Source organism: Roseibium sp. MMSF_3412 (assembly GCF_030733265.1).
Taxonomy (GTDB): Bacteria; Pseudomonadota; Alphaproteobacteria; order Rhizobiales; family Stappiaceae; genus Roseibium.
In genome coordinates, this window is the sequence record NZ_JASHJI010000014.1 from 31,489 (window position 1) to 46,432 (window position 14,944).

Below are 14,944 nucleotides of genomic sequence, written 5' to 3' on the forward strand. Positions count from 1 at the left end.
AATGCTTGGGAGGAGTAAATTCCTGGCCTCGACCATTGCGGGCGTACTCGCACTCGGTCTGACCACGGCACAGGCAGACACACTGCGTTTCTGGACAACAGAAGAGCAGCCGGAGCGTCTGGCGAAGCAGGAAGAAATGGCCGCCGCTTTCAAGGACAAAACCGGCATCGAGGTTGAGGTTATCCCGGTATCGGAGTCCGATCTCGGAACCCGTGCAACCGCCGCATTTGCTGCCGGCGATCTGCCGGACGTGATCTATCACACGCTTCAATACGCGCTGCCCTGGGCCGAAGCCGGCATCCTGGATACGGAAGCGGCAACAGAAGTGGTCGACAATCTCGGCAAGGACACGTTCGCACCGGGCGCCGTCGCAATGGCCGCTGTTGACGGCGGTGTCGCATCCGTTCCGGTCGATGGCTGGACGCAAATGGTTGTCTACCGGAAGGACCTGTTCGACGCGAACGGCCTTGCAGCTCCGGACAGCTACGCAAACATTCTGGCCGCGGTCGAAAAGCTGCACAATCCGCCGGAAATGTTCGCATTCGTTGCTGCGACGAAGATCGACGAAAACTTCATGAGCCAGGTGCTGGAACATGTGCTTCTGGCCAACGGTGTGACGCCGGTCGACGGCGAGGGCTTCAAGGCACTTGATGAAAAGAAAACCATCGAGGCGCTGGAGTTCTACAAGGCGATTGCAAAGGCATCTCCTCCCGGCGATCTGTTCTGGAAGCAGTCTCGCGAACTTTATTTCGCCGGCAAAGCAGCAATGATCATCTGGTCGCCGTTCATTCTGGACGAGCTTGCCGGTCTGCGTGACAGTGCACCGCCGACGATCTCCGACGACCCGACGTCCAAGGAACTCGCGTCCAAGACCGGTATCGTGACCACCTTGAGCGGTCCGTCCAACCCGGACGGCGCTGCCTGGGGCGATGTGCGTTACTTCGGCATCACCAACGACGCCGACACGGAATCCGCCATGCAGTTCGTCGAGTTCTCCATGGATGACGGTTACATGTCGACCCTGTCCATCGCGCCGGAAGGCAAGTTCCCGATCCGTCGGGGCAACGCCGACAACCCGACCGCTTTCGTTGACGGCTGGTCGAAACTTCCGGTCGGTGTCGACCGCAAGGCGCCTTTGACCGATCTCTATGATGCGGACACGATCAGCACGATTGTCTCCGGTCTCGACACCGCCGCCCGCTGGGGCGTGACGGAAGGCCAGCTGTCGCTGGCGTCGAAAATCATCAACAGCCAGGTGATCAACCGTCTGGTGCGCGAGTATATCGACGACGAGCGTGATGCGGCGGCAACAGTCGCAAAGCTCAACGAAGAACTGGCCAAGGTTCAGTAACACCTGACGCACGTGGTTCCATCGGTTCGCCGGTGGAGCCCACCCCTCCAGAACATCCGGACCGGACGCAGGATCAAAGCGCGCCCGGTCCCCGCAAACCGCTTCTTCCCGCACGTTCCGCGGGAGGATAGGGACCGCTTGTCCTTTCGCACCTCGATCGAGACGCTGCCAAAGGGCCGAAACTCAGAGCTGGAACCATGAGCGCACAGAACCAAAATTCGGAGTCCCTCGGGCCGCCCAAAGGGGTCGGGCCGATGCAGCGCCGCGAGATGTGGCTTGCCTATCTCATGCTCGCGCCGACATTCGCAATCATCCTGATGATCGTCGCCGGGCCGCTCCTGGCCAACTTCTGGATCAGTGTGAAACCGGTGCAGCTTGCGGACCTGCGTCCGCCGACCGTGCTCGTCAACGAACGTGTGCGCGGAGGACCCGAGGCGGCGGGCGACAGTGCCGAGCTGGAGTACCGGCTGCGCAATTCCTCGCAGGAAGAGGAAGTCCGCGATGTCGTTCTGACAGATGCCATACCGGCCGGCTTCGATGTCACGGCCTTGCCGGATGTCTGTGCCCTCGATGAAAGCGCGCTGACCTGCACCATCGGCACGGTGGAACCTGGCTGGCGGGAACGGCTCAAGATCGAAGGCACGGTCACGGAGGCGTTTCTTGCAGCCAACAGGCCGGAGCGCGCCAGCAAGCCGGTTATTGCAGGGGATGCGGACAACATCCTGACGAGTTTCGATTTCACCCTGGACAACTTCCGGCGGATCTTCAGCGCGGAAGAGTTCTGGTCGGTGCTGCGGGTCACTTTCTACTACACGATCTTCGGGACGGGCGGCGCGCTGGTGCTCGGCCTTTTTGCCGCGCAATTGCTGAACACGGTGTTCAAGGGCCGCGGCATCGTGCGCGGGCTGTTCCTGTTTCCCTACGTGTCGCCCGTGATCGCGGTCGCCTTCACCTGGGTCGTGCTGTTCGATCCGTTTTCGGGCACCGTGAATGCGCTCCTGACGAAAATGGGCGTCGTGTCCGATCCGATCAATTTCTTCGGGCAGCGGGCCATCGAATATTCCCTGTTCGGGATACCGATGGAGTTTCCGCTGGCGCTGACAACCGTTATCGCGTTCGAGGCGTGGCGCTATTTTCCGCTCTCTTTCCTGTTCATCCTGGCGCGCATGCAGTCCATCAACACGGATATGTATGAGGCCGCCGAGATGGACGGGGCAACGCCGCTGCAGCAGTTCTGGTACCTGTCGCTGCCTCAGCTCATGGGCATCCTGTCCGTGCTGTTCCTGCTGCGGTTCATCTGGACGTTCAACAAGTTCGACGACATCTTCCTGCTGACCGGCGGCAATGCCGGGACGCGGACGCTCACCGTCGATGTCTATGAACAGGGTTTTGCACTTTCCAATCTTGGAGCCGGTGCCGCGGTCGCGGTGGTGGTCTTCGTCGTGCTGGTCACGTTCGCCACCCTGTTCATCCGATTTTCACCGAAGGAGGAAGGGCTATGAGACCGGGAAGCATCCTGCTTGCGGCCGTCACGGGCCTGATCTGGGGCGTGACCTCAATCGTCGTCGTTGCCGTAACACTGACGCTGATCACGGGCGAAGTGGCCCTGCCGCAGGCAACGGCCGCCGGTATAGCCGGGCTCATCAGTGCGCTTGTCTTCGTGTGGCGCCAGTCGTCGGGGGCTGAAGGCGGCCTGCCCGCCTGGGCGCTCGCCGCGATCACCATGTTCGTGCTTTTGATGATCGGCTCGTTCGCGGCACCCTTCAACCTGTCGCTCGGTACCGTACCTGTCTGGCAGGGGCTGGCCCTCATCGTGACCATCCTCGGTGCGACATGGGCAACCACAGTGTGCCTCAACGGCGCACGGCTTGGAGCCATGAGCCGCTACGAGCGCGAAGTGATCTACATCCGCATTGCCAAGGGCGTCGGCTTCGTCATCTTCACGATCATCGTGGCGCTGCCGTTCTACGTCATGGTGATGACGTCTTTGAAGAGCCAGCAGACCCTTCTTGCGAATCCGCTGGATCTGTCCATCGATCTGTCGCAAGGGCTGGACGGGCTGTTCCGCTCCTATGTCGAACTGTTCACCCAGTTCAATTTCGGGCGTTACCTGCTGGTTTCGGCCTATGTCAGTGTCGCCACCGTGATCCTGACGCTGCTGTTTTCGGTGCCCGGAGCCTATGCGGTTTCCAGGCTGCGCTTTCCGGGGCAGGCGTTCCTGTCGCGTTCGGTCCTCCTGATCTACATGGTTCCCGCGATCGTTCTGGTGATCCCGCTCTATGCCGTGTTCTCTCAGCTCGGGCTGCGCAACACGCTGACAGGCCTTCTGATCGTCTATCCGGCAACGACAATTCCGGTCGCCCTCTACATGCTGCAGGGCTACTTCCGCGGCATTCCTTCCGAACTGGAGGAAGCCGGGCTGATGGACGGGCTGACGCGGATCGGCGTTATTCTGAAAATAACACTGCCGTTGTCGCTTCCGGCGCTTGCATCGGTGTCGCTCTACGTCTTCATGATCGCCTGGAACGAGTTCCTGTTCGCCTTCATGTTCCTCGACAATCCGGACATCTTCACGCTGTCGCGCGGTGTCGTGTCCCTGAATTCCTCCGAGGTGCCTCGTCAGCATCTCATGGCGGGCGCGGTGATCGCGACCGTGCCCGTCCTCGTCATCTTCCTCTGGTTCGAACGCTTCCTTGTGCAGGGCCTGACGGCCGGCAGCGTCAAGGGCTAGGGCAACGCTTGTAACGGCCGTGATGGCCAAGGAGACTTCTGTGTCAAACGCAGACTTAGATAACACAGCCAGAACCATCCTGATCGAGAACGATCAGGGTGGGTACACGGTGCCGACGAAGGGGCTCTACCCCTATCAGTGGAACTGGGATTCGGTTTTTGTCGCGCTCGGTTTCGCAACCTTCGATCAGGACCGCGCCTGGCGGGAGATCGAAATGCTGTTCGAGGGCCAGTGGCGGGACGGCATGGTGCCCCACATCCTCTTCAGAAAGGACGACCCAAGCTATTTTCCCGGTCCGAAAGTCTGGGGAACCGATGGCGGTCCGATCCCGAGCTCGGGCCATTCGCAGCCCCCGGTTGCGGCGACGGTGATCCGGGACCTTGTCGACACCGACAGGAGCGGCAAAGCGCTTGAACGTGCCGGCGCGCTGTTCCCTCACCTGATGAACTGGCACCGCTGGTATCTTGCGTACCGCGACCCGGACAACCTTGGCGTCCTTGCAATCATCCATCCCTGGGAATCGGGGCGGGACAATCTGCCGGACTGGGACGACGCCCTGCGTGCCGTGGAGGTCAAGGACATTGAGCCTTACGAGCGCAAGGACACCTCGCATGTCGACCCGGCGATGCGGCCGCACAAGGAAGACTATGACCGGTATCTGAGCATCATGGCGGCCTGCCGGAGCGTTGGCTGGGATCCGGCGGAAGTCGCCCGGACCTGTCCGTTCTTCGTTGCCGATCCGGGTGTCACCTTCATTTTCCTGCGGGCATCGCGTGACCTTCTTGTCCTTGCCGAAAAGCTCGGCAAGGAGACCGAGGCCGACGAGATCCGAGGCTGGATCGCGCATATGGAAAAGGGTGCGAAGAACCTCTGGAACGAGGATCTGAAAGCGCATGTCGCGTTCGATCGCAGAACCGGTAAGCACACGGACGGTATCTCAAGCATGTCGTTCCTGGCCCCTTATGCCGGTCTGGACGATGCGAAGACGCTGACCTCATTGCAGGGTCATTTCGACCGCATTGCCGCGAAGGTGCGTTACACGATGCCGTCCTACGATCCGGACCATCCCAGCTTCGAACCTCTCAGATACTGGCGCGGTCCGGTGTGGGCGATGGTCAACTACATGATCGCCCGGGGCTTTGCCGAAGCCGGTGACGCCATCCGCGCCGAGAAGCTTCGAAGCGACACGGCGCAGCTGGTCGAGACCAGCGGCTTTGCCGAATATTTCAGCCCGGAAACCGCGGCAGGTGCAGGTGGTGGCACCTTCTCGTGGACCGCAGCCATCTGGCTGACATGGGCATCTCCAACACATGTGAAACAAGCAGCGTAGGAAGCCGGAGGACTAAGGACATGGGAGCAATTCAGCTCAACAAAGTCGAAAAATGGTTCGGCGAACTCCAGGTGATCAAGGGCATTGACCTGGATATTCAGGACGGTGAATTCGTCATTTTTGTCGGGCCTTCCGGCTGCGGAAAATCAACCTTGCTGCGACTGATTTCAGGTCTGGAGGAAACGAGCCGGGGGTCGATCGAGATCGATGCCAAGGACGTAACGGCATTGCCGCCGTCCGGACGTGGCCTGTCGATGGTGTTCCAGTCCTATGCGCTTTATCCGCACATGTCCGTGCGCGAAAATGTCGGCTTCGGTCTGAAGACAGCGGGTGTTCCCAAACCCGAAATCGAGAGCAAGGTGAATGCTGCGGCGGAAGTGCTCAAGCTGGATGATTACCTCGACCGCAGGCCGAAAGCCCTGTCGGGCGGCCAGCGCCAGCGCGTTGCCATCGGCCGTGCCATCGTGCGCGAGCCAAGCGCGTTCCTGTTCGACGAACCGCTGTCGAACCTTGATGCGGCGCTCCGTGTCGAGATGCGATTCGAAGTCGCGCGTCTGCACAAAAGCCTTGGAACGACCATGATCTACGTGACCCATGACCAGGTCGAGGCGATGACGCTCGCCGACAAGATCGTGGTGCTGCAGGCCGGACAGATCGAGCAGGTCGGTTCGCCGCGCGAACTTTACGAGCGGCCCGACAATCTCTTTGTCGCGCAGTTCATCGGGTCGCCGAAAATGAACGTGCTGCCCTGTTCGGTCGAAGGGGACCAGTTCTCGCTCCAGGGGCATGGCGGCGGCCACTATCCGCATGCGGGTCAGCCGCAGAAACCGCACAAACTCGGCATCCGGCCCGAACACATGACGATTGTTGGCGAAGGCGAGGGCCATTGCAGCGGGACGGTCGAGGTTGCCGAATATCTCGGCGCCGACATCTTTCTCTATGTCGCGCTGGACGGTCTTGAAACCATCCTCGTCAGGATCAGCGGCAGCGATTCAATCGAGGAAGGCGCGCGGATCGGCCTGAAGTTCGACGAAACGCGGATGCATTTCTTCGACGGCGAAGACAAGGCGATCCGCTGATCGATCCGGTCCATCGCCAAGTCGGGAAATGGGATTGTCTCCCGGATCTGTCGTCCCGGTTTGACGCGTAAGCGGCAAGACCGGGACCCAGTACGCCGTGTCGCTGGCGCTTAGAAGAAAGATGAAAAACAAGGGGTTACTGGTTCCCTGCCTTCCGCTGCGCTTCAGCAGGGATGACAAGTCTGCATATGCGAGCAATTCCTGCGGGATCCATTGCGTGATGAAGCGGAAAGCATCGGGTCAAGCCATGGCATGACCAAAAGGTCGATCAGAGACTACCCGGTTTCACCGACTTCTTTTGTTCGCCAGCCCACGGCAAACCGGGACGACAATTCCGGGACGAGTTTTCAGGTACTGGCTTATCGATCTGCTGACTGGCTCTACCGTGGAATGACGTCGACCTTGTGGCCTGTGGTCTGGGTGCCGGCGGTGCGCAGGACGCCTTTTACGGGTGCCGTGTCGCCGTAGTCCCGGCCGCGGGCGACGACGATGTGGTCCTGGCCGACGCGCAGGGCGTTGGTCGGATCGTATTCGATCCAGCCGCTTTCGATGCCGCACCACGCGCGCACCCAGGCGTGCATGGCATCGGCGCCTTCCAGCCGCTGCTGACCTTCCGGCGGGATCGTCCTCAAGAAACCGCTGACATATCCGGCCGGGATGCCGATGCTTCTGAGGCAGGCGATCATGATGTGCGAAAAGTCCTGGCAAACGCCGTGCCGGCGTTCGAACGCATCGATTGCCGGCGTGTCGACGGTGGTGGCTTCCGCATCGAAGTCCATGTCCTCGTGCAGGGCTCTGCCGATTGCCTCGACGGCGGCCACCGCGCTCATCTCCGGGCTGGTGTGCTCCTGGGCGTAGACGGCAAAGGCCGGTGCCAGCGGCAGGCGCGGGGATGCTGCCAGAAAGTGGACGGGTTCGTCGGGTCCCAGGGACTGAATGCCGGCCAGTTCCTTTTTCAACAGGGGCAGCGGAGGCGAGATGTCGAGTTCGTGCGGCACCGAGGTCCGGTCGATCCGGGCGGTCAGTCTGAAGGCAAGCTCGCTATGCGCCCTGCGGAAGACAACATCGGTCACCGCATTGCCGAAAAAGTCCGTTCTGTTCCGCCGTTCCGTCGGACCCGGAGACAGCCTGACGCTGGACGACACGAGCCGTTGCTCGCCGGGGATTGTCGCCGGAACGAGGCGCAGGGAATGCCGGCCCGAATTCGCCGGGCTGGCATAGTCATAGGTGATCTCGAGGTTCACGTCGTAAAGCACGGTGCATTCTCAAATCTTTGGTCCGGCCCGAGGCACGGTCTGCTAGCGGATATAGGCATCTGACAGCTCCACCGACAGGAAGGCAATCTGGTCCCTGAGTTCTCCCAGGGCTTCCTGTGTCAGCGTCTCGGGCGTCGCGACAGCAAGGCTGGTGTGGATCTGCAAGACCGCGCGGGCGAGGTCGGAGAGATAGCCGTTTTCCGATGCGCCCGGCAAGACGTCGATATGCTCCTTCATGTCGGTGAGCTGGTACATGACCGAGCGCGGGTTCTTCGGGTCCATGGCAAGCAGATCAAGCACCGTCGCGTGGCTGAGCGACACGGCGTAGCGCCGGCTCATTGACATGGCGCTGTCACCGACCTCAAGAAGAAGTTCCAGCGCACCGTCGGGCGCATCCGGCCCGGTGAAGACGGACAGGAGATCAGCCATCCTGTTTGCGCGCTCTAGCGCGCGGCCGATGCTCAGGAAGCGCCAGCCTGTAAAACGGTACATGTTTTCGTGGACCAGCCCGGAAAAGCCGGTGATCTTGCGGAGCAGGAGGCTCATTGCGCGGGGCACGTCGGCGTCGTCCTTCATGACGCGCCGGGCTCCGTTTGCCGTTTGTGCAAGGTCATTGAGTGCCAGCCAGCCGTCGACTGAAAACCGGTCCCGGACCTTGCCGGCGCTGTTGACCGCCGATTGCAGCATGGAGCAGAGCCCTTCCGGAATGGGATTCTCCGGGGCGACGCCGATGTCTTCGAGATACTCCGCGGTTCTTGCAACAAGGGGCGCTTCGGGGTCGGCGGTTTCCAGAAGCCGCGCGTGGTAGGCCCGCAACAGACGCACTGCGCCCTCGGCGCGCTCGACATAACGTCCGAGCCAGAAGAGATTGTCTGCTGCGCGCGAGGGCAGGGCGCCGGACTGCGACTTGAAAAAGGGCGACTCGCTCTGGTGCAGCAAGGTGTCCATCGCCAGCTTGCGCGTACCGACGATCCAGACGTCGGCGGCCGAACCGCCCGATTGCATGGCAATGGCGCTCGCACTCGGCTCCTTGCCGATCCGCGCAAACCCGCCGGACATGACTTCCCAGCCATTCTGCGTGCGTGCAAGGAAGACGCGCAGGCTCATTGGGCGCGGCACGAGCGTGCCCTCGTGGTAGGCCGGGGTGGTGGACAGGGTCACGGCTTCCTGGGCCACAAGCCGTCCCTTTTCCGTATCGATCCAGTTTTCCAGTATGCCCTTGTGGAACTTCTCGGAATCCCTGCCAAGAAAATCGGTGTGCCCGGATGTGAAGGGCAGCGCGGTCGACAGGGCCGGACTGAACATCATCGACGCGGCGTTGTCTTTGACATAAGTGCGGGTCGTCTCTTCGCCGCACCACCATGTCGCGACGTTGGGCAGCTTCAGGGAGGTTCCCAGAAAGTGCTCGCAGATGCGCGGCAGGAAAGCAAGCAGCGCTCGGGTTTCAAGGATGCCGGTGCCAAGTGCGTTGACCATCGTGACGGTCCCCTCGCGGACCGCTTCCACCATGCCGGGTGTTCCGATATGCGATTCCTCGTTCAGCTCCACCGGGTCGGTCCAGGCTGAGTCCAGCCGCCGCCACAGGACGCTGATCGGCTTCAGTCCCGCCACCGTCCGGACCATCAGGCGGCCATTGGCGACTGTCAGGTCTTCGCCCTCAAGAAGCATGAAACCCAGGTATCGGGCGATATAGGCATGTTCGAAATAAGTGTCGTTGAGCGGACCCGGCGTCAGGATGGAAACCCGGCTGTCCTGTTCTCCGCGCAGATCCAGCAAGTGGTCGCGAAACCGGCGGAAGAACCCGGCGAGCCGGTGAACATTGGCCTTGGCGAAAAACTCGTTGAAGATGCGTCCGGTGGCGACCCGGTTCTCCAGGGCGAAGCCTGCGCCGGAGGGCGCCTGTGCCCGGTCGGACAGCACCCACCAGGTTCCGTCCGGCCCGCGCCCGATTTCAAACGCAAGGAAATGGAGGAAGTAACCCGATCGCGGCGTGACGCCGACCAGCGGGCGTTGCCACTCGGGGCTTTCGGCGATCAGGCTGGCGGGCAGGTAACCCTCGGACACGAGGCGATTTTCGCCGTAGATGTCGCCGACGACCTTTTCCAGCAGTTCCGCGCGCTGAACCAGCCCGTCCGCAATCGCCTGCCAGTCGCCTTCGCCGATGACGACGGGAATATGGCTGAGCGGCCATTCCCGCTCAAGCGCGCCATCCTGACCGTATTGGCGGAAATAGACACCGGCATCGTTGAGATACTGGTTGCCGCGCGCGAAACGATCGTTGATCTCGTCCGTGCTGAGCGAGGACAGGTGGTCCAGGAAGGGTTGCCAGACAGGCCGGACATTGCCGGCCGGATCCAGGAGTTCGTCCGAAACGCCCGGAAACGGCCGGTAGGATTTCAACAAACCGTATCCCTGGCCGCCGCTTTCTGCCGTTTCGTCCAAACTCATTCCACTATTCCCATATCGGGTCTTTCAAAGCCGAAAGAGCCTTATACACCCACAGGGCGTCTGAGGTCCAAGGTCAATGGAAACTCCGGGTGCGGGTGCTCTGTCTGCGGCGTGTAAAGCCCGGGTGTGTGGCCATGCGGCTCGAACCGCGAGAGCCGGCGGGCTTCGGCCTCGTTGCCATTGACCGGGAACGTGTCGTAGTTGCGTCCTCCCGGATGCGCCACGTGATAGACGCAGCCGCCGATGGCGCGGCCGCTCCAGCGATCGAAGATATCGAAGGTCAGCGGCGCATCGACCGGATGGACGGGGTGCAGAGCCATCGCAGGCTGCCAGGCCTTGTAGCGGACACCGCCGACCGCGATGCCGTTGGTCTCCGTTTTCTTGAGTGGAATCAGCCGGCGGTTGCAGGTTACGGCATAGCGTTCCTGGTCGCTCGCCGACAGCTTGACCTGAAGCCGTTCCGTGGAGCTGTCGGTATAGCGGACGGTGCCGCCGATCGCGCCGGTTTCGCCAAGCACGTGCCAGGGTTCCAGCGCCTGACGCAATTCCAGTTGGACGCCTTCAACCTCGATTTCCCCGCAGAAGGGAAAGCGGAATTCGCATTGGGCCTCGAACCATTCCGGACGCATCGCAAAGCCGTGGTGTTCAAGATCGCGGAGCACATCCATGAAATCCGCCCACACGAAATGCGGAAGCATGAAGCGGTCGTGCAGCGTTGTGCCCCAGCGCGTGAGATTGCCGGAAAGCGGATGCTGCCAGAGCCGGGCGACAAGCGCGCGCAGAAGGAGTTGCTGCGCCAGGCTCATGCGCGGGTCCGGCGGCATTTCAAATCCCCTGAACTCGACAAGGCCGAGGCGGCCTGTCGGGCCATCGGGCGAATAGAGCTTGTCGATGCAGATTTCGGCGCGGTGCGTGTTGCCGGTGACATCGACCAGGAGGTTCCGCAACAAGCGGTCGAGCAACCAGGGGAACGGAGCGTCGCCTTCGCCGGGACGGTGGATCTGGGAAAGCGCGACCTCAAGTTCGTAGAGTCCGTCGTGCCGGGCTTCGTCCACACGCGGGGCCTGCGAGGTCGGGCCGATGAAGAGACCGGAAAAGAGATAGGACAGGCTCGGGTGGCGCTGCCAGTGGAGCACGAGGCTTCTGAGCAGGTCGGGCCGCCGGAGGAACGGACTGTCAAGCGGCGTCGCGCCGCCGATCACCACATGGTTGCCGCCGCCGGTGCCGGTGTGTTTGCCGTCGATCATGAACTTGTCGGCGCCGAGGCGGCTCTGCCGTGCTTCCTCGTAGACACCTTCGGTGATCTCGACGCATTCCTTCCAGCTCCCTGCCGGATGGATATTGACCTCTATGACCCCGGGATCCGGTGCAACCCGGATGACATTCATGCGCGGATCGGGCGGGGGCGGGTAGCCTTCGATATGAACGGGAAGGTTCAGGTCCGCCGCGGCTGCTTCAGCAACGGCAATCAGTTCCAGATAGTCTTCGAGGCGTTCGACCGGCGGCATGAAGACGCAAAGCCGTCCGTCACGGGGTTCGACAGACAGCGCCGTCCTTACGGACGCGTCACTGATTTCACCCTCCGCTTGCCCTTGCCCTTGCTCGCGTCTGTCCTGCGTTTGTCCGCCGGCGGTGAAGTGGGCGACACCCTGACGCCTGTCGGAACGCGGCTCTGCGGAAAATTCGGGAAGCGGATCGCGCGGAATGGTCGGATCGGCGATGTTTGTATAGGGATATTGGGCTGGCGGAACGTAGGGCAGGGATTCCAGCGGCAGACGATAGCCGACCGGACTGTCGCCGGGCACGAGGAACAGGGCATCGCGGCGAAGTTTCCAGTGCTCCGACCGCCATCTTTGTTCGGTCGATTTCGATTGCCAGCGCTGTACCGGCAAGATGTAGCCGGCCGGCTTCGTCAGGCCGCGGTCAAAGACGCGGGCAATCCGGTGTCTTGCTTCGGCGTCTTCCAGCTCTGAATTGTCCGGAGTCACGTTTTCCGGAAGATTGGCTTCCTTGATCAACCAGACCGATGGGTCCTCGTATGCAGGCACGACGTAGCCCGCATCCAGCTCCAGCCGGTCGGCGATTTCGTTCAGAAGCGCTTCGGCCTGTCCGGCATCGGCGCCCGTGTCCGCGCCTTCGGCGGCGATCAGCCCGGGATCACGCCAGATCGGTTTTTCATCCTGCCGCCAGTAGAGGGAAAACGTCCAGCGCGGCAGCGTCTCGCCGGGATACCATTTGCCCTGCCCGTAGTGCAGGAAGCCGCCCGGCGCGAAGCGCGTCCGGAGGCGGCGGATAAGCTTGTCGGCGAGGTCCCGCTTCGTCGGACCGACGGCGTCGGTGTTCCATTCCGCTGCCTCGAAGTCGTCGATGGAGACAAAGGTAGGCTCTCCGCCCATTGTCAGGCGAATGTCTTCCTGATTCAGGATGCGGTCGACATCCTCTCCAAGCCGGTTGAGGTCGGTCCAGGCCTCTTCGGAAAACGGTTTGGTGATACGCGGATGTTCCGCGATCCTGGAGACCGTCATATCGAAGGAGAAGTCGACATCGGCGGCGCTTGCCATTCCGACGATGGGCGCCGCGTTGCTGTAATGCGGGGTTGCCGCCAGCGGAATGTGGCTCTCGCCGGTCAGGAGCCCCGAGGTCGGGTCGAGCCCGATCCAGCCCGCGCCGGGAAGATAGACTTCCGCCCAGGCGTGCAGATCGGTGAAATCGTGGTCCGTGCCGGATGGCCCATCGAGGGCTTCCAGGTCCGGCTTCAACTGGATCAGGTAGCCCGAGACAAAGCGCGCGGCAAAGCCGAGATGTCTCAGCGCCTGAACAAGCAGCCAGCTTGAATCGCGGCAGGAACCGGTGCCGCGCTCGAAGGTTTCTTCCGGCGTCTGCACGCCCGGCTCCATGCGGATAACGTAACCGACTTCCTTTGAAACGCTTGCGTTCAGCGCGACGATGAAATCGATGGTCTTCTGTTTTTCCCTTGGAACGGCATCAAGGAATTTCTGGAGGTGCGGACCGGGCGTTTCCACGCGCTGATAAATCTGGAGATCGTCCCGCAGCTCTTCCGGGTATTCGAACGGCCAATATTCGGCGTTTTCTTCCACGAAGAAATCAAACGGATTGTAGACGGACATGTCCGCTGTCAGGTCGACTTCGATCTTGAATTCTCGCACCGGCTCGGGAAAGACGAACCGGGCAAGCCAGTTGCCGTAGGGGTCTTGCTGATGATTGACGAAATGGCCACCTGGAGAGACTTTCAACGAGTGGGAAAGGACCCGCGTCCGGCTGTGCGGAGCCGGTCTCAGCCTGATGATCTGCGGCCCGAGCGTAACCGGTCGGTCATAGCGGTAGTGCGTGAGATGATAGATACTTGCTCTGATGGACATGCGATGACCCTGATCACCCTGGGCTGGAAAAACGGCGTGTAGCGTTTCACACTTTGACGCACCGCACCACGTGTTTCTTTGCCAATTCAGACATGTGTTTGCGATGACCTGCCTTTGATCCGACGGTGCCGGCAACCTTTCGTTACGAGCCACTTGCCGTTATGAATTTTCAGCGCGGGCCGCATTTTCGTCAGAGTGACGACATCCGGCCGGCCGGTGCGAAATGTCCTTCGCAGTCCTGAGTGAGACGTCCTGATGAGCGATAAAAACGAACCCGGCAAAGTCTACAATCCGGCGGATGACGGCGCGGAAATGAAGTTCTCCGACAAGATGTCCTACGGTGACTATCTCGGCCTTTCAAAGATCCTGACGGCGCAAAAAGCGTTATCCGATGCGCCCGATGAGCTGCTGTTCATCATTCAGCACCAGACGTCGGAACTCTGGATGAAGCTCATGCTGCATGAGCTATACGCGGCGCGCGATGCCATCGACAATGACCGGTTGCCCGAGGCAATGAAGCTGCTCGCCAGGGTCAGCCGGATCATGGAACAGCTCAATTCCGCCTGGGACGTGCTGCGAACCATGACACCGAGCGACTACACCCGCTTTCGCGACGCGCTTGGCCAGTCGTCGGGTTTCCAGTCACTCCAGTACAGGCTGATCGAATACGTTCTGGGAAACCGCAATATCGCGATGACCAAGCCGCACGAGCACGATCCGGACGGAATTGCGCTTCTTGAGAGCGAGCTGGAAAATCCGACGCTCTACCAGGTTGTTCTGAAATTCGCCTGCCGGCAGGGGTTCACTCTGCCGGACGAATGCGTCTCGGTACCCGCATCCGCGCCTCATGTCGCCATTGATGCGGTCGAGGACCTTTGGCAGGCCGTCTACCGCGATCCGTCCCGGTATTGGGGTCTTTACGAGGTGGGTGAAAAGCTGGTCGATCTGGAGGACTATTTCCGGCGCTGGCGTTTCAACCATGTAACGACCGTGGAACGGGTCATCGGCTTCAAACGCGGAACCGGCGGGACCGGCGGTGTCTCCTATCTCAAACGCATGCTCGAGGTCGAACTCTTTCCCGAGCTCTGGCGTGTCAGGACCGTGCTCTGACGGGGCCGCCCCATCGATGCATTGCCATGTTGTTGACAGGCCCCTCGCATGCGGGGTCCGTGCCGCCTGAACTGCCTTGCTCGACTCACCGGACACTGTTTCAAACGGGATGCCGCGTTGCGAAATTCGGTTTCCTTTTTTCGTTTGCACTGCAAAATGAAGCCCGAATGAAGCTAATTCGATGCTGAAGCGAAAGAAGCGAAATCGAAATTTGCGCTATGTGAAATGTCAAAATTGTGCCACACTGCGTTGGTTGGCA

The 14,944-nt window shown here is 61.2% G+C and carries 9 protein-coding genes; 6 read left to right on the forward strand and 3 right to left on the reverse strand.

Annotated elements, in window-relative coordinates; genetic code table 11:
• Position 1: 1 nt before the first annotated feature.
• From RBB49_RS21000 to RBB49_RS21020, 5 genes are all read left to right on the forward strand, one after another.
• Positions 2–1,351, forward strand: a complete 1,350-nt coding sequence (locus RBB49_RS21000) for an ABC transporter substrate-binding protein (RefSeq protein WP_306144854.1) — start codon at positions 2–4, stop codon at positions 1,349–1,351.
• A 197-nt stretch (positions 1,352–1,548) separates the two neighbouring features.
• Positions 1,549–2,853: a sugar ABC transporter permease gene (locus RBB49_RS21005; protein ID WP_306144855.1), complete on the forward strand. Its 1,305-nt coding sequence runs from the start codon at positions 1,549–1,551 to the stop codon at positions 2,851–2,853.
• Positions 2,850–4,082 carry a carbohydrate ABC transporter permease gene (locus tag RBB49_RS21010; protein WP_306144856.1) on the forward strand — a complete coding sequence of 411 codons (1,233 nt, stop codon included), beginning with the start codon at positions 2,850–2,852 and terminating at the stop codon, positions 4,080–4,082. The genes RBB49_RS21005 and RBB49_RS21010 overlap by 4 nt, the downstream gene beginning before the upstream one ends.
• Before the next feature lie 40 nt (positions 4,083–4,122).
• Positions 4,123–5,412, forward strand: a complete 1,290-nt coding sequence (locus tag RBB49_RS21015; RefSeq protein ID WP_306144857.1) for a hypothetical protein — start codon at positions 4,123–4,125, stop codon at positions 5,410–5,412.
• A 20-nt stretch (positions 5,413–5,432) separates the two neighbouring features.
• Positions 5,433–6,491: an ABC transporter ATP-binding protein gene (locus tag RBB49_RS21020; RefSeq protein WP_306144858.1), complete on the forward strand. Its 1,059-nt coding sequence runs from the start codon at positions 5,433–5,435 to the stop codon at positions 6,489–6,491.
• Between the two features lie 380 nt (positions 6,492–6,871).
• Here the strand turns inward: RBB49_RS21020 and RBB49_RS21025 are convergent, their stop codons facing one another.
• Genes RBB49_RS21025 through RBB49_RS21035 form a run of 3 tightly spaced genes read right to left on the reverse strand, consistent with a single transcriptional unit; the run spans position 6,872 to position 13,575 of the window.
• Positions 6,872–7,747, reverse strand: a complete 876-nt coding sequence (locus tag RBB49_RS21025; RefSeq protein ID WP_306144859.1) for a transglutaminase family protein — start codon at positions 7,745–7,747, stop codon at positions 6,872–6,874.
• 42 nt (positions 7,748–7,789) lie between these two features.
• Entirely contained in the window at positions 7,790–10,195 is a 2,406-nt protein-coding gene (locus RBB49_RS21030; protein ID WP_306144860.1) for a circularly permuted type 2 ATP-grasp protein, read from the reverse strand.
• Between the two features lie 41 nt (positions 10,196–10,236).
• On the reverse strand, positions 10,237–13,575 hold the full coding sequence (locus tag RBB49_RS21035; RefSeq protein ID WP_306144861.1) for a DUF2126 domain-containing protein: 3,339 nt from the start codon (positions 13,573–13,575) through the stop codon (positions 10,237–10,239).
• Positions 13,576–13,830: 255 nt separating this feature from the next.
• On the opposite strand from RBB49_RS21035, the gene kynA reads away from it, so the two are divergent.
• A complete protein-coding gene (gene kynA / locus RBB49_RS21040; protein WP_306144862.1) occupies positions 13,831–14,685 on the forward strand; it encodes a tryptophan 2,3-dioxygenase in 855 nt (284 codons plus the stop codon).
• The last annotated feature ends 259 nt before the right edge of the window (positions 14,686–14,944 follow it).